The following is a 21,861-nucleotide window of genomic DNA, read 5'->3' on the forward strand; positions in this document are numbered from 1 at the left end:
TTGCGAGTCAATGGGGACGGTTCTTGCTGACTCACGAAGCGAGTCAGCGAGAACCGTCCCCATTGACTCACAGCCGTCCCCTTGTCATCTCCCGTCCCCTATCTCTCATCAAATCTTATGCTTCCGGGTATAAATTACATAGTAAATAGCAAACAGCACCGACGTCGTTATCCACGTGATCGGATAACTCGCCTCCACCGTCTCGATCGTGCGATTAAGTGGAAATGCTATCAGTATCCAGCTGACACGAAGAAGGCATATACCACTTAACGTAATAAACATCGGCACCAGAGCTGTCCCCATGCCTCGTAGAGTTCCGGAGAAGATCTCAACTCCGATATAAGTCACATAGAATGGTGCCAGATACTTGATCATCTGAATGCCGATATCTATAACATTCTTATTGTCCACGAATATGTACAGGAAACCTTTTCCATAAAAATACAAAATAACACTGAGCGGTATCGTAATGATCAATGCAATCAGCGCCGCCTGCCTTGTGCTCTTGTGAACTCTGTCATACTTGCCGGCGCCAAAGTTCTGTCCCACAAAGGTGGTAACTGACGTTCCAAGGGAGCTGATGGTCATCCAGAACAGAACATCTATCTTACCGTAGGCAGCCCAGGCCGCTGCGGCATCCTTGCCAAACTCATTTATTGAGGACTGGATCAGGATATTGGACAGAGTGTACATGGTGGTCTGAATGCCCGCAGGAAGACCGATTCTGATTATCCTTGAGACCATTGAAGGGTCAAAGCCAAGCTTTTTAAACTCAAACTTGTAGCAGTCGGTACTTCGCATAAGCATCACAATAATGATGACCGCGCTGATGAGCTGACACAGCACTGTGGCAACAGCAACGCCGATAACGCCGTAAGTAATGCCCATTTTGCCCATGCCTAGAACGATGACAAAAAATACGTCAAGAATGATATTTGCAAAGCAGCTGACGATCAGTACGTACAGAGGCCTTTTGGAGTCTCCCACGGCCCTTAAGATACCCGCACCCATGTTGTAGACAAGGTTGGGGATCATGCCCGCAAAATAGATTTTAAGATAGATTGTGGAGGCTTCCACGGTCTCAACAGGGGTTTTCATCACCCCTATGATCCAGGAGGAAATCAGGAAGCCTACAAGGGTAATAACAGCGCCTCCCGCAAGGGCAATTGCTATGGCAGTGTGTACCGCCTTGCTAACTTCTTTCCGGGACTTAGCCCCGAAGAACTGGGCTATTACCACCGTGGCTCCCGAAGACAGCCCCATAAAAAAGCCCACAAAAAGACTGGTCACCATGGCGGCAGATCCACCAACGGCGGCCAGCGCATCGCTTCCTACAGCCCTTCCCACGATAACGGCATCCACTGTATTATAAAACTGCTGAAAGAACGCCCCCAGAAGGAGCGCTCCAAAATATGAGAGCATGCTCTTCCAGATGACGCCCTCGGTTATGCTATTTTCATTGGTATTACTCTTTGATAAAAACATTGCTTCCTCTATATCTCAAAGGAACGTTTACGGAATAAACTTAAGAAGAACCTGCTGCAGGAAAAGACCTCCCACAATCATAACCGCCAGTCCCGGAATGGTCATGGCCCAGTAAGTTCCAACGTTGTACTTAAAACCCTTCCAGCACTTGCCAATTCTAAGTAGTGCCATGAAGTAGAAGCAGATAAAAGGCAAAGTAACCACCGCCAGAACCTGATAGGTAAACAGCGCAAAGCAGAAAGTCCCGATCATGGCTCCAAGCCACAGCTTCATAAGCGAATCCTTGGGATGCTTGTCGGTAACCTCCAGTGTTCTCTGGGATATCTCATCCACGTCCATGTATATCTTCTTAAAATTCAATGTAAAACGGCCTTCGTATTCCTTGAGTCCCTTGGCCTCGTAATCTACATTTTCACCCCAATTCCCCATTTTCACACACTCCTTGTATAATGTGATGCCCACAATAGACAGGTGAGCAACTAACATTATAAACATACCACAGGTGAATGACAAGGGTATGACAGTGGAAGGTTCTTATGCTTTTTCCTTTACTTCTTTTCCTGGATATTTACGTCAATCTTGTTATATGGAATCTCAATGCCGCCGTCCTTAAGGGCCTTGAACACTGAGGTATTGATCTCATCCTTAATTACTTCGCTTCTGACGTATGACGGGAAGCGAACTGTGGCTCCCATAATAAGGGCGCTGTCCTCAAGGGACAGGAAATAGACACATCTGCTGTTGGGAACCTTCTCATCGTACTTATCCTCATTAATGGTAAGAGGACAATCGCAGATAGTCTTACGGATTATCTCTTTTGCCTTGTCAATGTCGCAGTCATAGCTGACGGGGAATTTGAAGGTTGCGGACCTTGGAACTTCGCCGTAACTGTAGCTTATGACTTTCATTGAATTGGCACTGCTATTGGGGATTATGGCCTTGGTGGTGTCTAAGAGGCTCACCACAACGTGCCTTAGATTCAGGGACTCTATAACTCCTGTGGTCCCGTCAGCGAATTCTACGCGGGAGCCCACATCGAAGGGCTTGTAGATACTTATCTGAAGTCCCGCAAACATGTTTTTTACTGCTTCCTGGGCTGCAAAACCAACAACCGCTGCCACAACTGCAGTACTGCCAAGTAGAGACCTGGCAATCTGTTTACCGCCAAGAGGCAGCACAACAAAGATAACAATAAGTGCAAATGTAAGAGTTTTTTCTATGAACTGAAGAGTCAGGCTTTTGCCTTTCTTCTTCTCCAGCGTTGCAAATACTATTTTCTTAATCTTAAGGAGCAGGAAAAAGAATCCTATGTACAAAATGAGCAGTATAGCCCCAGCAATGATACCGATCAATATCACTTTATTTAAGTCCACGTTTCCCAGTACATCCTTCACCGCATCTAATAATATGATATAGGGGTCACTCATGATTCTCTCCTTCCCGAAAGGTAACGATTACAAATGATAAAAAAAGGGAGCACAGAATAAACTATTTCATTATTGTCTGCGCTCCCATTTCTATGCTGCTAAATTATTATCACTTCTTAACAGCCTGAAGCATCACAGCAAGCCTGGATACAAACTGTGTAAGAGGCTGTGTCTGGAGGATAATATGACCGGGGCCTGTAACTACTGTATTGAAGAGACCTTCGCCGCCGAAGAGGATGTTTCCAACGCCCTTGATCATAACGATGTCGATTGAGCAGGTCTCATCCATCATTACAAGGTATCCGGTATCAATTGTCATCTTCTCGCCTGCAGCAAGATCATACTCAACTGCTCCGCCGTCGATCTCAAGAAGAACAGAGCCGTTTCCGGAAAGTTTGTTCATGATGAAGCCTTCACCACCAAACATACCTGAACCGATCTTCTTCTGGAAGAAGATATCAAGGTTAACTCCCTCATCCATTGCAAGAAATGACCCCTTCTGAACTACGATGGGCTTTCCTGTAATATCGACCTTACGGATCTCACCGGGTGAGCATGCGCCAATTGCAAGTATTCCTGCGCTCTCAGCTACATAGCGGTTCATGAAAAGAGACTCACCTGAAAATGCACGTCCCAACATCTTGCCAAGTCCGCCGCCGGTACTGGTCTCCATCTTAATCCCGCCGTTCATCCAGGACATTGCTCCTGTTTCACACATGAGAGCTTCCCCTGCTGCCATATCACAGATAGCTACCGGGAAATTTCCGCCTTTGATTTCACAATTCATATATTACCCTCCTAATTAAATTGTTTATGGGTTACAAAAAAATCTGTACTTCTTGAATTTTAAATTGCATACAACCTCCTCATTATTATACAATAATTCGTTCATATGTGCGCAAAATAAAAAAGCCTTCCGATTGATTCATGGAAAGCTTTTTAATACTGCGGGTGACAGGACTTGAACCTGCACGGTCGCCCACTGGAACCTAAATCCAGCGCGTCTGCCAATTCCGCCACACCCGCATGAGCATATGCTCAGTACAAGAGTAGATTATACATCAATTTAATCCTCTTGTCACCTATACTCATGGGGTCAGATCAAAATTTTCACAACATCATCCAAACATATAAACATAGGCCCTGCCGGAAGAATCCTTGGTAATATAGAAGTGAACATCCCTTGTCATAGCAATTTGGCCGGAATGAAAAATCTGATACCATGCCGCAACCTTCTCGCCATGGATCCTCTCAGCCAGTTCATGGGTAAAAGCGGCAGGAAGCCAGACTCCGTTTTCTTCGTCATCGTCGTACTCACATTCTCTGATGCCCGCTTCCTTGAACCTCTGCTTCATCACCTTGATATCCTTCTTGTCGATTTCGATACAGATATATGCATACTCTTCCGTATCATCCTGAGGTTTGACATTTCCCTCTGCAGATACTGCTATATCCCTTATCTGAATCTCATTATAGGTCTCAAAGTAATCGATAAGTTCCTCGCCGGCTGCATCCGGATTTCTCTCAGGAACACTCCTGTCTCTGTTCATAACTGTAATTCCTCCAACAATAATCAATAACGCCAATATGGCGGCAGCAATAATATACCCTTTTTTCACTTTGACTTCCTCCGGTAGATACAGGAATTATTATAGCTTATGCCGGCTGTGTATCCCAGTCAACTTCACCACCTGCGCTTGGACCACCGCCTGACATAGTGCACCTGTATTTTTTATCATATTTCTTCAACGTTTCCATCATCTCTTCAACAGTCATGAACTTCTTTTGCTAATGTATTAAGACTCTCAGCAGACTCAATAAAATTATTGACACTGCCCTTGAATGAGTCAGGTTTTATACTAAAATAACTCACAATAACACCCCCGATTTATTAGTCTTTGTTATTCTATCACCTGAAGATACTGGCATAAAGTGTCATTCGTCCGATTTCAAGTGCCATTCGTCAGAAAAAAGCGCAAGTTAGAACGCCTTATCTTGTGCAACAAAAAAATCGCCCAATCATATGATTAAGCGATTCTTCTTAATGAGACACGGGGGAATCGAACCCCCGACAACTTGATTAAAAGTCAAGTGCTCTACCGACTGAGCTAGTATCCCATAACAATATGATAATAACAAATCTGCGGTGCTTCTATCCGTCACACCAAAACTGGGCTAGCCGGATTCGAACCGTCGTATGCAGCAGTCAAAGTGCTGTGCCTTACCGCTTGGCGATAGCCCACTATATAACTACTGTAATAAATAAATTGATAAAAATCAAGGGTGGCTAGAGGGACTCGAACCCTCGGTCTCCAGAACCACAATCTGGCGCGTTAACCAACTACGCTATAGCCACCACATTACGTGAAGAGACTTCACTCATATAAAAAATGGGTCATGCACTGAAATGCCTCTTAAGTGCATCCCCATTTCAAATGTGCCCGAAGGGATTCGAACCCCCGACCCACGGCTTAGAAGGCCGTTGCTCTATCCAGCTGAGCTACGGACACAGGATAGATAAATACGTCAGAGATAATTCTCAGACGAGAGCGGGTGATGGGAATCGAACCCACGTATCTAGCTTGGAAGGCTAGTGTTCTACCATTGAACTACACCCGCATATGCTATTCTCGTTATCGACTCTCGTCGGGGTGACAGGATTCGAACCTGCGACCCCCTGCTCCCAAAGCAGGTGCTCTAGCCAAGCTGAGCCACACCCCGAAGCGTTTGCTAAAGCCTTAAGCCGTAACGCAAGAGATATTATATAACGAAAAATCCATGGTTGTCAACACACTTTTCAAAAATTTTTTCACGTTTTTATAAGTACTTAATTTCGTATTTTATCTCACCGTCGTCTTCGATGAAAAGCACTAAATAACTGGGTCTTCGTCCCTCCTGCCTCGGATAAGACAAACTCCCGGGATTAAAAATATACTGATCTCCGATTTTTTTGGCAACAGGTTTGTGAGTGTGTCCGAAGAAAATTATATCTGCTCCTCTGGCTACACCTTCACATCTGATATTCTCCAGATCCATGGAAACCATATAGTGATGTCCGTGAGTCAGAAAGGCCTTGTGACCGCAGAGTTCAAACTCAATCTCCCTCTTAAGTCTCGAGAAAAAATCATTGTTGCCGGCAACGAAATAAACGGGGCAATCCGCAGCTATTGCGAATTTCCCCTCTGTGCCCTCGAAATCACCGCAGTGGATGATTCCGTCAAGCGGCGCCTCTATGTCCAGTAGATCGTAGAAATTCTCTTCTTTACCGTGATTATCGCTAATAACCAAAAACTTGTGCATTACTTCCCCATCTGTCCTATACATACAAAATTACTTAAGAGCATCCCCAAGAAGCTTCTCCATAGCCCTTAGCGCCTTACCTCTGTGGCTGATGGCATTCTTTTCCTCAGGAGAGATCTCAGCGCTGGTCTTGCCGTACTCAGGAAGGAAAAAGATGGGATCGTAGCCAAATCCGTTGCTGCCTGCGATCTCGTAGCCTATAATTCCTTCCATTGTCTCACGCACGCAATAGTCCCTTCCGTCAGGAAGAACCGCAGAAATGGCGCATACAAACCTGGCAGTTCTCTTCTCATCGGGAACTCCCTCAAGCCTTGAGATAATGTTGTTGTTTTTCTCTGTATAGGAAGTATCCTTCCCCATATATCTTGCCGAATATACTCCGGGCTCTTTATTAAGGAAGTCAACCTCAAGACCGGAATCATCGGCCATAACGATAGCCTCTCCGGCAAGTTCCGGATCTGCCTTCTTAAGGGCATCTGCAACGCCCCTGGCCTTGATCATTGAATTCTCCTCGAAGGTAGTTCCATCCTCAACTATATCATCGGAAACACCGGCCTCAGCCATGGATATGATGTCCATTCCAAGGCTTCCCAGTATCTCCCTTATTTCCTTCATTTTGTTCTTATTTCCCGTGGCAAATACTATTTTCATTCCATCTCCTTAAAAGCTTCCAAAATTCCTATATAAATGCCTTCTGCGGCTTTTTTGGCATAGGCGCTCTGCTGCATGTTGACAGCGTCCCCTGAATTGGTCACATACCCAAGATTAACCTTGGCTGAGGGTATCCTGACTCCGGCCAGGATATTGTCGGAAGTCACATGACATCCCGCCGCATTGCAGTTCATCTGTGCTACACAGTTTTTTTCCAAAATATCCGCAAGTTCCCCGTTATTAAGACCTCTTAAGAAAAAGGTGTCGTTATATTCGGTACATAAGCCGCATATGCCGGGATTCTCAGAAGTACAGGCTCCTATCCTGATATAGATATCGGCATCTGTCTCCTCCAAAAAATCCGTTCTTCTACTATCTTCTATATCGCTGTCATCCATTCGGGTAAAATACATCTTGGTCCGAACTCCCACATCCTTATCGGAAATGGTCTTGAGTTCCTTGGCAACAAGTAATGCGATATCCTTCTCCTTGACATCCGAGGCGGTATATCCGGCTTCAGATCCGCCTCCTACAGGATCAACCACAACAACCCTGTCATAGCGCTCCTTGGGATTAAAAAAGGTAACTTCAATGGTTCCCTGATCCGTCAGAAGGCTCTCGTTACCATAGAGCCCGTCCAGCTTAAAATCAAGGCACACATCGTTAGAATCATCCTCACAGATACAGGTTGCGCCCTCGATAGAATCAAGGGCGGAAACAACGGGCTTATCCATGTAAAAATCGCCCTTACAGCCCTTAATGTATATCCGAAGCTCATGGTCTATATATCTGTCTTCCAGCACTATGTCATCGGAGCCCACATTCTTGGAAAGAGGTATCGTAAGAACCCCTTCCTTGCCCGGCTCCACATTCTTATCCACCAATAGGTCGTAGGACCTCGCAGTATCCACACTGTCCACTCTGTTACCTGCGGCATCGGTGATCATGATGTGCTTGGTCGCGGAACGGTGAAGGCACACAGCAAGGGACAATACAGTAAAAACAGAGGCCCTGATGACCATTTTTTTCATCAAAGCGTTATCCATCAGTCTGTTTTCCCATCATCTCTGTTTCTTCTCGGAGGCTTGGGCCCCATGAACTGATAAAAATAGGTCTTGAGCATTCCGTTGTAAATCTTCCTGTTCTTGTCGGCCTTCCTGCCTATATATTTCTCCGCCTGCTCGTAGCCGGTGATAAGGTACATGGACCAGGAATCAAGCGCCTTGTAGCGCTCTCCTATGGTTCTGTACAGTGCGGGAAGCTCCTTGGATTCTCCGATTCTCTCACCGTAGGGCGGGTTGGATATGATAAAGCCGTATTTCTTCCTATGGCTTAAGTCTGCAATGTCCCTGGCCTGGAAGTGGATCATGTTCTCAACTCCGGCCTTCCTGGCATTAATTCTGGCGATTTCGATCATCTCAGGGTCAATGTCATAGCCCTGGATATCTGTCTCGATATCGGTATTGATCTCGTCTCTTGCCTCATCTCTCACATCCTGCCAGTTCTTGGGCGTAATGATGTGTGTCCAACTCTCGGCTGTAAAATGCCTGTTCATGCCCGGCGCGATATTGGCTGCGATCATGGCTGCCTCTATAGGGAAGGTACCACTGCCGCAGAAGGGGTCCACAAGGATTCTGTCCGCATGCCAGGGTGTCAGCATCAAAAGAGCTGCCGCCAGGTTCTCGGCTATGGGAGCCTTTGACTCCAGCTTACGATATCCTCTTTTGTGAAGGGAGTCTCCTGTGGTATCAAGGGCCACGGTAACCTCATCCTTCATAAGGAACACCCTCACAGGGAAGTCCTGTCCGTCCTCCTTGAACCAGTCCGTGTGGTAGCTCTGTTTCATCCTCTCTACCATGGCTTTTTTCATAATGGACTGAATATCGGAGGGGCTAAAGAGTTTGCTCTTAACGCTGGAGGCTTTTTTCACCCAGAATCTGCCGTTCTCGGGGATGAATTCCTCCCAGGGGAGCGCTTTGGTTCCCTGGAAAAGATCCTCGAAGGTCTCGGCATGAAAACTTCCCACCTTGATAAGAATACGCTCTGCTGTTCTTAAGGCTATGTTGGCACGACAAACAGCGTCCTCATCACCGGCGAAGGTAATGCGGCCGTCTGCAGCCTCTGTAATATCGTAGCCGAGGTCAATTATTTCTTTTTTTAATACTGCTTCCAAACCAAAATGGCAGGGAGCTATAAGTTCCATCTTTCTCATATTTATCGATTATAGCATAACCTACTGTTTAATTACAGACAAAAGAAAAAGACGGCTCGCCATCAATTTGTTGATAGCAAGCCGCCTTTAAAACTACTTATTTATTGACTTGATTATTTGGTTGCTGCCTTGGTGATCTTGAAGGTAACGGTCTTGTATCCTGTGTACTCGCCCATTCCTCTAAGAACGTAGGTAGCTGTTCCCTGCTTAACATTGTTGTAGCAAAGAGCGATCTCATAATCTGTGCCTCTTACAAGATTCTTGGTTGCTACAGTCTTACCTGTTCTGGTCTCAGTGTAGAGCCTGATCTTGTCATCTGGTCTTACAGCGCTTCCTGTGTACTTCTGAGCAGAAATCTTAGCGCTCTTAACCTGTGAGAGCTTGTTAAGTGTTCTGATCTGGTATGTAGCAGAAGTCTCACCTGTGTATGCGCCTTTTCCTGTAACAACAACCTTAACTTCGTTGTTGCCCTCAGTAAGAACAGTCTTGCTTGTGATCTCACTCTCGCCGTAGAAGAACTTAAGTGTATAATCTGTCTTCTCCTTAAGAGCCTTGCCGTTCTCATCATATACTACAGGCTTGGAAACAAGGTATTTGCCCTTGGCATTCTTCTTGATTGCCTTGTCTGTTGTAATAACAGTTGCCTTATCAATGCCCTTAGTTGTGATCTCGAAGGTCTTTACTACAGATCCCTTGAAGTTCTTAAGACCTGTGATTGTTACATTAGGAGCCTTCTTACCTGTAAGTCCGATCTTGTTTGTTCCTGCATAGGTAAGCTTGTAATCAACACCCTCGCGAAGTGTATTCTCACCGAGCTTAACAACAGGTGCAGGCTTAACGCCGCCCTTTACATACTCTACAGGCTCGATAGGAGCTACTGTAGCGGCTGAAATATCAGCAGCTGCGATAGTGAATCTTGCAGTAAGAGTACCTGTTGTCTTCTGAGACTCGATACCAGTTACGGTAACTGTTGCTGTACCCTTATTAATGTTTCCTGAATACTTAACTGTATATCTTGATGCATCGAGCTTCTCGCCCTTCTTAGCACCCTTTCCTGTGTAAACAGTAACTTCAGGAGTCTTAGCTGTTCCGTCATATACATAAGCTGTTGTTGCAAGCTCAAGAGATTCTGACTTGATGTTAAACAGATCAAGTGCTGTCTTAACGATCTTCTGGCCCTTGCCGAATACAAGAACGTCTGCATTCTTGTACTCACCGTCGAAGTTACCAAGACCTGTGATGCTTACAGGATAATGCTTAACTGTAATGTCATTGCCCTTTGCATCCTTCACTGTTGTGGTCTTAGGCTCTTCATCCCAGTTAACAACTACCTGGTAGTCCTTGCCTGCCTTAAGAGTCTTGCCCATGTAAACTACTGTTGCTGTTACCTTAGGATACTTCTTGTTTGCTTCCTTACCTGTCTCGTTAACAGCCTTGACAGCAACTGCTGCCTCAGCGATATCTGCAGGTACGATTCTGAAGGTCTCAACAGTCTTGCCCTTGTAGATTCCCTTGCCGGAAATGGTTACAACTGCTGTTCCTACATTTACATTGTTCTTGTATGCTACTGAGTAATCAACACCCTCTGCAAGGAGCTTGCCGTCATAATATACACTGAAGTCCTGAGTAAGCTTCTTACCTGTGTAGCTAATCTTGGTGCTGAAGTTCTCAAGCTCAAATCCGGGTACGCTCTGAGCTGCATCGTTAGCTGAACCTTCGATCTGTCTCTCATCAGCTACTGCTGTGTAAGCGCCGTCAAGTGCTGCTACAGCTGTGTCAACTCCTGCTGCTTCAAGAGCCTTAATACCTGTCTCTGAAAGCTTGAGGAAGTTGCCAAGATCGATACGTCCGTCTTCAGTTCTCATAGCTGCTGCCACTGCATAAGGATCATTTACATCAGCCTTAGGAGCTGCAAGTGCATCAATCTTATTGTTCTTGTCAAATACGAACCAGTCATCTGTAATTGTAACGCCGTCAGCGTTCTTACTAGCGCCGTCCATCCAGAAGAAGTTGTTCTTGCCGTATACTCTGGACTCATCCTGAGTTCCTCTGAGCTTGAAGTTCTCATTTGTCTCCTTACCGGTTGTACGATAAGAGATAACACCATTTACTAAATAATTTGTGTTAGCTGCGTCATTTGCATAAAGAGCTACGTTGTTAGCGCCGTTATTGAATGACATGCAGTTGTAAACCTGGATATCAGGGCCTGAGTTGGAATCAATACCCTTTGCCTTGTTGCCCCAAGCTACTGAATTGATGAGCTTGTGTGCACCGGGCATGCTCTCGCCGCCCATCTTAAATCCGTTACCGTTACCTTCGTTCTTGCCGTCTACACCGTAGCCGTTTGCGAAAGCAACACAGTTCTGAATTGTTACCTGACCGATTGAACCGTTCTCAACCTTAGCGAAGAGATCCCATCCGTCATCAGCGTTGTTGTACGAGATACATCCGTCAAATACGATACCCTCGCCGCAGGTAAGCTTAGCTGCGAATCCGTCTGCATCCTCATAGCCTGCATCAGCATTGCTAAAGGATGTACAGTTGAGGATCAGGTCATAGGAAGGCCACTCATATTTGAGATATCTGCTTACCTGAATACCGGTGTTGCCGTTCTCATAGGTGCGGATGTCTTCAAGTGTATTATGGCTTCCGGCTAAAAGAATACCCTTATCGCCGTTTCCTGTCTTAGTAACATCAATGCCCTTGATATTCCAGTAGTTACCTGCAATGACAAATCCTGCTCCACCCTTGTCGGTATTGCGGCCGCCAAAATCAAGTACTGCTCTGCCGCCTTCAGCAACCATTGTTATAGGCTCTGCAGCGGTTCCGTCAATTCCTTTTTCAATAACAAGTCCTGACTTAAGGTTGTAGGTACCGGGTGTCAGTACGATGGTCTGACCTGCCTGTACAAATTTTAATGCTGTGTAGATATCTACAGGAGCTTCTGCAGTTCCCTCTGCCTTTGCATCTCCATTGGGATCAACAAAGATCTTGTCTGAATCATTTACTGTCTGATACTTAACATTGTGTTCGAATGTAAATGTATCATAATTAGAAAGCTTCTGATACTTATCGCCGCCGGGATTGAAGTTCTTGTTAGGCGTGAAGGTTACTGTGAACTTATTGTCACCCTTCTCAAGTCTTACATTTACCTTCTTTACAGCGCCGGCTTTAACCTTCTGCCTGTCAACGACAGCATAACCTGTCTCATCTGTGATTGTAAGTACGCCGTCAGCATTTCCTGAGTAGCTAAGCTCATACTTTGCAGTATTTGAATACTCAGGTGAAATAACCTTGTAGCTAGGCTCTACATATGTGGGCTCCTTGGGCTCAGCCTTAGCATCCTTGGAAGGATCGATAACCTTGAGCTCGATATCACTGAAGGTTACCTTGAAGGTTCTTGCAGCAAAGAATCCAACATATACATACTTGGAATCAAGCTTGTTAAGAGCCTTGGTATCGTAGTACTTCACAGTCTTAAGAACATTGCCTTCGTTATCAAGATAGCTTACGAAGTAACCTGTGTTGTTCTTCTGGATACGAAGAGTTACCTCTGTGAGAGGATTCTCAACTGTTCCCTTAACTGATCCTGAAGCTTCCTTAGCAAAGAGGTTGTAGGTTCCGGGGCCCATATCACCGCAGCTTGTCTCAAGAGGAGTCATCTTGCTTGAGAAGAATTCCTTAACTGCTGCAGAGTCATTAGCCTCAAGTCTCTCAAGGTTAGAAGGTGTAACACCGATCTTTTCCTGAGATCCAAGACCAAGCTTCATGGAAATCTTATCTGCTGTATCAACGTTTGTTACAGCATGATTTGCTCTGTCATAGTAGTACTCAACCTTGGTAGCTGTTGCCATGTAAGAGTTGTTCCAGAATGTAGCGGCATTACCGTTGACGCCAACTCTGTCGGCTGCCATAAGACCAAAGCCTTCCTGGCCGTTAGTGAAGGTCCAGGTATCAATGGTTGCCTTCGCTGTGAGAGTGAAGTTCTTGTTGGCAGGAACAGCTGTGTAGTAGAAAGCAAGTCCGTCTGTTGATGCAGGAACAAGCTTACCCTTGTTGCCGGTGTTCCAAACTGTTACGGAACCGTTCTCATTGGCTGTAAAGCCTGCATTTGATCCCTTGGTAACGCCGGTACCGAATGCTGAGAATACCCACTCTGTCTCAGCTTCTTTTGTTACATTAACTTCAAATGTGTTGGCCTTGGTGGTCTCTTCTCCTCTTACTGCCACAAGAGAGATTTCGTAGGTATGTCCTGCTGTAAGGCCCTTGAATACGTGTGTATATTCTGTTGAATCATTTGCGTCAGCATTCGTAAGTGTGAATTTCTTCTCAACAGGCTTCTTCTTGGAGTCTGTCTTGTCAGTAGCTGTAAGAACATATCCTGTTGCTTCAGGTACTGAATAGAAGTTAACCTTAACATTTCCCTTGCCCTGGTTTACTACATTCTTAAACTCGGGAGTTACAAGAGGAAGTACAAATTCAAATGCGTCTGATACTGCGCTTGTCTTAACTGTCTCCTCATCTTCTCTTGAAAGAGTAGCTGAGAATGTGTATTTTCCTGACTTAGCAGGAGAGAATGTAAATGTGAACTCTGTCTTAGCAGCTGTTGAGCCAAGAGTCTTAACTTCCTTGCCCTCGCTGTCAAACATTGTTACATCAAGTCTGTCTCCGCCGTCTACACCAATCTCTGATGTTACGTTAACAACTACGTTGTTTGCATTAGTCTCATCAAGAGTTACGTTTGTGATAGCAGGAGCTGCAACACTCTCCCACTCTGCTCTCTTGATCTCTTCGGGCTCTGAGCCCTCTGTTACTTCAACCTTGAAGATATAGTTATTAACCTCATCACCGCCAATGTAATATGTTCCGGCATTCTCAATCTTAAATGTTGAGAAATAAGGCTTATTTGATGTAGTTGCAACATCTGTAGCAGCAAGCTTCTGTCCTTCTGAATTAAGGAGTGCCATCTGGTACGCATCTTTGTTTGCCACCCACCAGATCTTCACATCAGCTTCGCCGGAAGTTGTGAATCCAATAGCATTCTTAGCCTGTCCGTCAACGATTGTGGGCTTACCGCCAAAGTTGATTCTCTGAGCGGCTTCATAACCATCTTCCCATGTTTTAGCACTTGTAGCATCAATCTTGGATTTTGCACTGTAGTAAAGTGTGAAGTAATCTTCTGTTCCGGCCTTCTCTGACTTTCCGTCGTTTGCTTCATTTGCTGCAAAAGCGGTAAGATTCTTACTTTCCAAATCATATGCAACAGGTGCCGCAACCTTATCCTCTGTTACAACAATCTTGAAGATGTAGTTGTTAACCTCATCACCGCCAAGATAATATGTTCCTGCTTCATCAACTCTAAATGTTGAGAAATAAGGCAGATTTGATGTTGTTGTGACATTTGTAGCTGCGAGCTTCTGTCCTTCTGAATTAAGAAGTGCCATCTGGTATGTATCTTTGTTTGCTACCCACCAGATCTTTACATCAGCGGCATTGGAGGTAGTAAACTTAACTGCATTTTTAGCCTGTCCATCGACAATTGTGGGCTTACCACCAAAGTTAATTCTCTGAGCGGCTTCATAACCATCTTCCCACTTTTTAGCACTGGTAGCATCAATCTTAGATTTAGCGCTGTAGAAAAGTGTGAAGTAATCTTCTGTTCCGGCCTTCTCTGACTTTCCGTCGTTTGCTTCATTTGCTGCAAAAGCTGTAAGAGCTGAAGACTCAAGTACGAACTCTGTTGTCTCTGAAGGCTCTGCAGGTGTAGGCTCTTCGGGCTCTTCAACTACAGGCTCTTCCTGGCTGCTTCCATCAGGGAATACGATCTTCATATCAGCATTGTTTGCTGTGAAAGGATCCCAATCGCCAAGGAATGCAGCAACTGTGATTGCCTTGCCATCTGCAAGAACTGCTTCCTTAGGCTGCTGAACCCATGCAGCACGGGCTGCGCTGTTGTTCTCGCCTGATACTTCGAAAGTACCGTACTCAACGTTTCTTGCTGACTCTCCGCCAAGGGTTGTGTTCCAGCCTACAGGCTGAATAAGTGATGTCTTGGCTGTCTCGTCATAAGCGCCATCCTTCCAGCTTGTTGCCTCGACTACGGTGTCGAAGAATACAACCTCAGAAGTGTTAGCCTGCCAAGGTCTTCCGAACTGACCGGGCTTTGATGTATAAGCAGATGCTGTGTCTACTCCCGGAGTTGTGGACTTAACTGTACAGTTGTACATAAGGTATCCACGAGTAGAATTGCTCTTCTGCTGAGGAGCTGTGATATAAGCTACATCGTTCTTATCTTCGCTTGTGTTAAGTACGAGATCGCACTTAGCAAATACTGCTGTCATAGCACCGAAGATATAGTCTGTTCCGCCGTAAACCGCACAGTTGTAGAAAGCTGCTGTGGTTTTCTCATGGCCATAAAGAGTGTCCTGACGTCCGATTATACGGCACCCCTCAAAATAAGCCTCTGTCGCAGAACCTGTAAGAGCAAGAGCTGCAGCTCTCTCTACATATTTTTTATCCTGAACCTTAGTATCGCCGGCAGCCATTGTATTTCTGGCTACAGCGCCTTCCTTAACACTGCTCTGAGGAACGATAACATCCTCTGTAGCCTTCTGTGACATATACTGGTTAAAAGAGTTCTCGAAGATAATGTTCCTTGCTTCGAATCCGGCAGCATCGATAACTACTGAAGCATTCCAGTAAGTAGCTGTGCCTGAACCGGGATTGATAACTGTTGTATAACCGTTAGCCTTGTTTGTTGCAAGAACTTCCTCATCATACTTGTAAGAGTTGTTCATGCTGTAGTAGGTGTAGCCATGTCCATAGTACCAGGTTACACGAACTGCATTCTCATCAATGTCAACGCCCTTATTCTTAAGTGTGTTTGTAGGTGTAGCGCTGGCATTCTCAAGTGTTACATTGGGAACATCAACAACGAGCATCTCCTCGTAGTTGCCGGGCTCAACCTTGATGGTTACTCTCTCGCCGTCTTTTCTGTTCATAAGGCGAACAGCTGCAAGAGCTTCGTTAATTGTTGCGAACTCTGCCTTCTCAGATGAACCTACAAGGAGCTCTGCCCTGTACTCTGTCTGATAAACAGTTTCGATTTTTGTAATGTATGACTGGCCCATTACTGTAATATCTACAGTTCCTGCACCGCCATTGTAGTCATATGTAAATGTATCATTCTGAGATGTAGAACCGGTCTTCTGATTAACTGAAGGCTCATTCTCATTCTCAAAATAGAATGAATACTGATAGTTAGCTGTTACCTTGATCTGGCAGGCACCCTTAACAGGAACAGAGATTTTGCCGGCTCCGCTATAAAGATAAACGCCATTATGAGATCTTCCGTTTGTCCATGAAAGACCGTTATAGTTACCCTCCACAGCATTGGCAAACTTAGCAGTAAATGCAGCATCACTGAAATCCCATACTGTGATATCAGATGCAAAACCAATTTCCTTAGTTACATCAGCGCCCTTTACTACAAGGTCGCTTGTAAGCTTCTGAACAAAAGCACCTGCGTTTGAAACCTCAACTACATACTGACCATCTCTGAGGGCGATGTCCTTAGTTCCTGTGAACTTATAAACATAGCCGTCTGCAACGAAGTCATTTTCCACATTAAGTCTTGTGAATGTGAAAACAGCCTCGGCAAGATCCTCTGCTGTAGCCCCCTTAGGAAGGATTGTTACATTATATAAAGGCTTATGCTGGAACTCGATCGCGAGATCCTCTGAGTCCTTGGAAACTGAAACCTCTTTTGTAATAAGGTCATAGTCCTCAACTGCAGCATAGCTCTCTGTTACTGTGTCTTCCTTATCAGCAACAAGAACATCGTACTTAACATCCTTCTGAAGCTTAACTTCATAGGTGATGCCATCAGTGCCTGTTGCAAGCTGGATCTGAGGTACATATACTGAAGTTTCGTCCTGAGGAACGAACTTGAATTCTGCAGCTGCCATGAAGTCAGCTGCGTCCTTGTCCTCAATGCCTGTAACCTTACCTGAAGCAGTTACAAGAGTGATGCCTTCAACTACAACATTCATCTCTGCATCTGCGCTGAGGTTAACAGTCTTGTCAGACTTGATAACATACTCATCTGCACCGGCAAGGCTTACTTCATAATCAAAGCCCTCTGCAAGCTTGGCAGTGAACTTGCCATCAGCTACAGTTGCCTTAACTACGTTGCCATTCTTTGTATTGGTAAATACAAGGTCAAAAGAGCCTACGCCCTTGAAGCCTTCTACTGTACCTGTAAGTGTAGCGTACTTAGCATGCTCACGATATACTCTTGCTACGCAAAGCTTCTCGGTAGCTGAGTAGATCTTGTACTTGGCAGTCTGTGAAGGATAGAAAACAGCCTTAGAAGCGCCGCTTCCACCTACATAACCAAATACAGAATCATCGGTAGCATCAGTCATGTTCTTGAAATGGATCTGAGAATCAGTTCCATTACTGGAAACATAAGCTGTGATGATGTCATCAGCCTGACACTCAAGAGCTACATAAACTGCATCTGTTGAGCTCTTGTTTGAATAGATGTAACCACTGTAAACGTTACCCTCTGAATCCGTAAGTGACTTCTCATCATAGTGAGTAAGCTCCAGATTAGTTGTTCTGAGTCTGTGTGTTGTGGAGTATCCGCCGTCCTCAAATACGAAATCTCCGTCATCAACAGAGAATGATGCCAGATTAACGCCCTTGGTTCCGGGGGCGGCAGAATAAAATCCGTTGATGGTATCAACATCAAGTCTGTTGTTGTAAGCCTCTCCCAGGTTCTCTGCCCCGAGATCCCAGACATCTGTCTTGGACTCGTCAAAAGAGCGGGAAGCAGCTTCATTCTTCTCATCAGAAGTATCATCCGGTGTTGTATCCTCAGTTGTTTCTTCCGTAGAAGCATCAGTTACTGCGTCCTCATCCAGGAACTCAAGATCTGTCTCAGAATCATCTTCTGAGGTAAGATCGATGACTTCCTCGTCAAGTTCCAACAGTTCCGGGTCTTCCTCAGCGAAAGCTGTGGAACCTGGCATGCCTGCGGAAATACCGGAAAACGCCATTGCTGCAGATAACACTGTAGCCATAGTCTTGGCACCGACAGTGTTCCTCCAATTCCTCTTCCTTACCATGTGTGTTGTTCCTCCCATTAAAACAAAACAATTTTCACTCCGGATGCAAGTTTATACTTATTTAATAATGTAACCGCTTACATCCATTTGTAAAACGTGCCTCTATCTTAGCATATCGTCATCGACGAAAACAAGAGAAAAATGGAAGTTTCTTTCATATATATCGCTTAAAAGTCAACAAAGTTTCATGTGCTAAATTTATGCACTTTGTACAAAAACTGATAATATTTACATTTGTCAGAATTGACAGATTATATAAAACAAAATCATGTATGCGGTTTCATAAACACCACTAAATGCTGAAAAAATAAATTTAAAAATTTAGAAATTTATTATTGACATTAATGTAACTCGTGCATATAATAGATTTGTTGTCGATACGGCACATGTGCGTGTAGCTCAGCTGGATAGAGCGTCTGGCTACGGACCAGAAGGTCGTGGGTTCGAATCCTGTCACGCACACTAATATGTAAGAGGACTGCGGAATCATTCCACAGTCCTTTTTTTGTTTCACAATGTTAAAATAATCCTACCCAATGCTAAAAATGTCCGATTTATCGTCAAAGCCTCCCTTATTTATAATTTAATTGTCAGTAATAAACTGACAGTACATTTCTGTAACCATTAGATTTCTTAAGAAAAGGGAGGTTTTACAATGAAGAAAAGGTTATTATCGGTAATTCTCACAGCAGTTACAGTTCTGTCAATGACAGCCTGCGGCGTTTCAGCTCCTGAAGTTCCTGAAGCAGCCCCTGCAGCTGAAACACCTGCAGCTGAAACACCTGCAGCTGAAACACCTGCAGCTGAAGCTCCGGCTACTGAGACTCCTGCTACTGAAGCTCCTGCAGCAGAGGAAGCAGCTACACCTGCAGCAGACGCCATCACACTTGTCATGGCAGAAGTTAACCCTCTTGATACAATCGTCGGCATGACCGATCAGAAGTTCAAAGAGGAAGTTGAAGCAAGATCCGGCGGTTCCATCATCATCGACCTTCAGGCCAGCGGTGTACTTGGTTCAGAGAACGACGTTCTTGACACAATGCTGGGCGGCGGCGGAACCATCGACATCTCTCGTATCTCTGCTTTTGCTCTTACCAGCTACGGCGGACAGAAGTCAATGCTCCTGTCTCTTCCATATATCTTCACCAGCCGTGAACACTTCTGGAATTTCGCAACTTCAGATCTTGCACAGGAATTCCTTCAGGAGCCCTCTGAAAACGGCAGCGGCGTAAGAGGTCTCTTCTACGGCGAAGAAGGTTTCCGTCATTTCTTCACATCCTATGAAATCGAAGACATTAACTCCTTCAAGGGCAAAAAGATCCGTGTGTCCAACGACCCTATCATGAACGGTCTTGTTGAAGGTCTTGGCGCATCTCCTACAGTTGTAGCCTTCGGCGAACTCTATTCAGCTCTTCAGACCGGCGTTGTTGACGGCGCAGAGCAGCCCATCGCCAACTACAAGTCCAACGCATTCCCTGAGGTTGCTCCTTACATGATCCTCGACGGACACACCCTCGGCGCTATTCAGGTCATCATCACAGACGAAGCCTGGAATAAGCTCTCACCTGAGCAGCAGGATATCCTCGTTGAGGCAGGAAAGGTTGCTTCCGAATACAATCGTTCAATCTCTGAAGAGAAGGAACAGGAAGTTCTAAAGGAGCTCAAGGACAGCGGCGTTACCATCATCGAAGTTGATGACATCACACCTTGGCAGGAAGCAGTTAAGCCTGTTATCGAAGAGAACATCAAGGGTCTTGAGGACTACTATCAGAAGATCGTAGACATGAAGTGATAACAGATCACTCTGTCACCGCCAAAAAGGAGCGTATTCTATATGAGATCATTCTTTAACGCGGTAGATAAGATAAAGCCCTTATACGATGTGACCTACAAAATAATACTGTTTGTATGCAAGCTCCTGCTGGTGGCGGATATTCTGATCACCAGCATGAGCGTGCTCGGAAGATATGTCTCCTTTGTTCCGGATCCTTCCTGGAGTGAGGAGGTCGTCCTTACTCTCATGTCCTACATGGCCGTATTGTCTGCGGCTCTCGCCATAAGACGCGGCGCTCACATCCGTATGACCGCTTTTGACAGATATCTGCCCAAAGCACTAATAAACATCCTCGATCTTGTCGCTGATGTCTTCATCATGATCCTTGCCTTTGTAATGCTGATCGTGGGCTGGAAATATGCATCGACCATCGGCAGCAAGGGCGTGTACGTATCACTTCCCAAGCTCTCAAGATTCTGGATGTATTTTCCCATTCCGGTTGCCGGGCTTGCCATGATCATCTTTGAACTGGAAGCCATCTACAACCATATCAAAAAATTTTTCATAAAGGAGGAAGCTGAAACATGACTGCAAATACAACTGCCATTGCGATATTGCTCATCAGCTTTCTCGTAATGATCTTTCTAAGATTTCAGATTGCTTATGCGGTTGCCCTGTCCTCTATCTTCTGTCTTCTCTATCAGGGACTGCCGCTTACCACCGTATGTCAGCAGATGGTAAAAGGAATATCCTCCTTCAGCCTTATGGCTGTACCCTTCTTCATAACCATGGGCTGCATAATGGGTTCGGGAGGCATTTCGGAAAAACTGATCGCACTGGCCGATGCCTGTGTAGGATGGATGACCGGCGGAATGGCCATGGTCAACATCGTAGCCTCCTACTTTTTTGGCGGAATCTCAGGTTCTGCCGCAGCTGATACCGCCTCCCTCGGAAGTATCCTTATTCCCATGATGGTGGAACAGGGATATGACGATGATTTTTCCACCGCAGTTACCATAACCTCCTCCTGTGAAGGCCTGCTTGTTCCTCCCAGTCACAACATGGTCATCTACGCTATGAGCGCCGGAGGAGTGTCGGTGGGAAGCCTCTTCCTGGCGGGATACATACCCGGCGCGCTGCTGGCTGTATCCCTGATGGCAGGCTCATATATCATTTCCAAGAAGCGCCACTACCCCAAAGGTGAGAGATTCAGCTTTAAGAAATTCCTGAAGCAGCTGGGTACCTCCTTCTGGGCTCTGGCAGCGGTTATCATAGTGGTTGTAGGTGTAGTCGGAGGTATGTTCACCGCCACGGAATCAGCGGCCATCGCTGTTATCTACAGCCTTATCGTCAGCGTATTTATCTACAAGGGGCTGGACCTTAAGGGCGTATGGAAAACACTGGAACAGTGCGTTGACACTCTTTCCATCGTGCTGATCCTGATCGCCACCTCCAGTATCTTCGGATACTGCCTGACCACCCTGCACGTTCCGGATCTGGCAGCCCGCGCCATCATCGGGCTTACAAGAAATCCGGTACTTATCGCACTGCTACTTAACCTGATCCTGCTGGTTCTTGGCTGCATCATGGATATGGCGCCAATTATTCTAATCGCAACGCCGATCCTTCTGCCCATCGCCACCTCCATCGGGATCAACCCGATCCAGTTTGGAATAATGATAGTACTGAACTGCGGTATCGGACTTCTGACTCCGCCTGTAGGCGCCGTTCTTTTCATCGGCTCTGCAGTGGGCAAGGTGAAAATGGAGAGAGTCGTCAAGGCTACACTGCCCTTCTACCTGTGCATGATAGTAGTACTCCTCCTTCTCACCTTCATCCCGGAGATCAGTATGTTCCTGCCTAATCTACTGATGAAGTAAA

General features: G+C 45.5%; 13 protein-coding genes and 8 tRNA genes. 4 read left to right on the forward strand and 17 right to left on the reverse strand.

Annotation, left to right across the window (positions count from 1 at the left end):
• Window positions 1–108: 108 nt before the first annotated feature.
• The 17 genes from G588_RS0104785 to G588_RS19210 all read right to left on the reverse strand — a co-directional run bounded on the left by G588_RS0104785 (window position 109) and on the right by G588_RS19210 (window position 18,206).
• The gene (locus G588_RS0104785; protein WP_022777623.1) at window positions 109–1,485 is read right to left on the reverse strand and encodes an MATE family efflux transporter; all 1,377 of its coding nucleotides are present in this window, start codon (window positions 1,483–1,485) and stop codon (window positions 109–111) included.
• A 27-nt stretch (window positions 1,486–1,512) separates the two neighbouring features.
• Entirely contained in the window at window positions 1,513–1,914 is a 402-nt protein-coding gene (locus tag G588_RS0104790; RefSeq protein WP_022777624.1) for a hypothetical protein, read from the reverse strand.
• Window positions 1,915–2,033: 119 nt separating this feature from the next.
• Complete coding sequence (locus G588_RS0104795; protein WP_022777625.1) at window positions 2,034–2,912, reverse strand: mechanosensitive ion channel family protein; 879 nt, start codon at window positions 2,910–2,912, stop codon at window positions 2,034–2,036.
• A gap of 109 nt (window positions 2,913–3,021) precedes the next feature.
• Window positions 3,022–3,699 (reverse strand): TIGR00266 family protein, encoded by a 678-nt coding sequence (locus G588_RS0104800; protein WP_022777626.1) that lies wholly within the window; start codon window positions 3,697–3,699, stop codon window positions 3,022–3,024.
• A 159-nt stretch (window positions 3,700–3,858) separates the two neighbouring features.
• A tRNA-Leu gene (locus G588_RS0104805) sits at window positions 3,859–3,938 on the reverse strand.
• Between the two features lie 92 nt (window positions 3,939–4,030).
• A complete protein-coding gene (locus G588_RS0104810; protein ID WP_155830744.1) occupies window positions 4,031–4,531 on the reverse strand; it encodes a hypothetical protein in 501 nt (166 codons plus the stop codon).
• Between the two features lie 426 nt (window positions 4,532–4,957).
• Window positions 4,958–5,030 (reverse strand) — tRNA-Lys (locus G588_RS0104820).
• Window positions 5,031–5,082: 52 nt separating this feature from the next.
• Window positions 5,083–5,154: transfer RNA gene (locus G588_RS0104825), tRNA-Gln, on the reverse strand.
• Between the two features lie 40 nt (window positions 5,155–5,194).
• Window positions 5,195–5,268: transfer RNA gene (locus G588_RS0104830), tRNA-His, on the reverse strand.
• Window positions 5,269–5,348: 80 nt separating this feature from the next.
• Window positions 5,349–5,422 (reverse strand) — tRNA-Arg (locus G588_RS0104835).
• Window positions 5,423–5,460: 38 nt separating this feature from the next.
• A tRNA-Gly gene (locus tag G588_RS0104840) sits at window positions 5,461–5,531 on the reverse strand.
• A 27-nt stretch (window positions 5,532–5,558) separates the two neighbouring features.
• Window positions 5,559–5,633: transfer RNA gene (locus G588_RS0104845), tRNA-Pro, on the reverse strand.
• Window positions 5,634–5,729: 96 nt separating this feature from the next.
• On the reverse strand, window positions 5,730–6,212 hold the full coding sequence (locus G588_RS0104850; RefSeq protein ID WP_022777629.1) for a YfcE family phosphodiesterase: 483 nt from the start codon (window positions 6,210–6,212) through the stop codon (window positions 5,730–5,732).
• Between the two features lie 30 nt (window positions 6,213–6,242).
• Entirely contained in the window at window positions 6,243–6,863 is a 621-nt protein-coding gene (rdgB, locus tag G588_RS0104855; protein ID WP_022777630.1) for an RdgB/HAM1 family non-canonical purine NTP pyrophosphatase, read from the reverse strand.
• The gene (locus G588_RS0104860) at window positions 6,860–7,909 is read right to left on the reverse strand and encodes an N-acetylmuramoyl-L-alanine amidase family protein (protein ID WP_022777631.1); all 1,050 of its coding nucleotides are present in this window, start codon (window positions 7,907–7,909) and stop codon (window positions 6,860–6,862) included. Before G588_RS0104860 ends, rdgB begins: the two co-directional genes overlap by 4 nt.
• Window positions 7,909–9,075, reverse strand: a complete 1,167-nt coding sequence (locus G588_RS0104865; protein ID WP_022777632.1) for a THUMP domain-containing class I SAM-dependent RNA methyltransferase — start codon at window positions 9,073–9,075, stop codon at window positions 7,909–7,911. The genes G588_RS0104860 and G588_RS0104865 overlap by 1 nt, the downstream gene beginning before the upstream one ends.
• A gap of 113 nt (window positions 9,076–9,188) precedes the next feature.
• Complete coding sequence (locus G588_RS19210; protein WP_022777633.1) at window positions 9,189–18,206, reverse strand: pectinesterase family protein; 9,018 nt, start codon at window positions 18,204–18,206, stop codon at window positions 9,189–9,191.
• A gap of 388 nt (window positions 18,207–18,594) precedes the next feature.
• Here G588_RS19210 and G588_RS0104875 point away from each other — a divergent pair.
• The 4 genes from G588_RS0104875 (at window position 18,595) to G588_RS0104890 (ending at window position 21,860) form a co-directional block, all read left to right on the forward strand.
• A tRNA-Arg gene (locus G588_RS0104875) sits at window positions 18,595–18,668 on the forward strand.
• Between the two features lie 193 nt (window positions 18,669–18,861).
• Window positions 18,862–19,998, forward strand: coding sequence for a TRAP transporter substrate-binding protein (locus G588_RS0104880; RefSeq protein ID WP_022777634.1), 1,137 nt, complete (start codon window positions 18,862–18,864; stop codon window positions 19,996–19,998).
• Window positions 19,999–20,040: 42 nt separating this feature from the next.
• Window positions 20,041–20,568 (forward strand): TRAP transporter small permease, encoded by a 528-nt coding sequence (locus tag G588_RS0104885; protein ID WP_022777635.1) that lies wholly within the window; start codon window positions 20,041–20,043, stop codon window positions 20,566–20,568.
• Window positions 20,565–21,860 (forward strand): TRAP transporter large permease, encoded by a 1,296-nt coding sequence (locus G588_RS0104890; RefSeq protein WP_022777636.1) that lies wholly within the window; start codon window positions 20,565–20,567, stop codon window positions 21,858–21,860. The genes G588_RS0104885 and G588_RS0104890 overlap by 4 nt, the downstream gene beginning before the upstream one ends.
• Window position 21,861: the final 1 nt, after the last annotated feature.

Source organism: Butyrivibrio sp. AE3009 (assembly GCF_000420845.1).
In the GTDB taxonomy this organism is placed as follows: Bacteria; Bacillota; Clostridia; order Lachnospirales; family Lachnospiraceae; genus Butyrivibrio.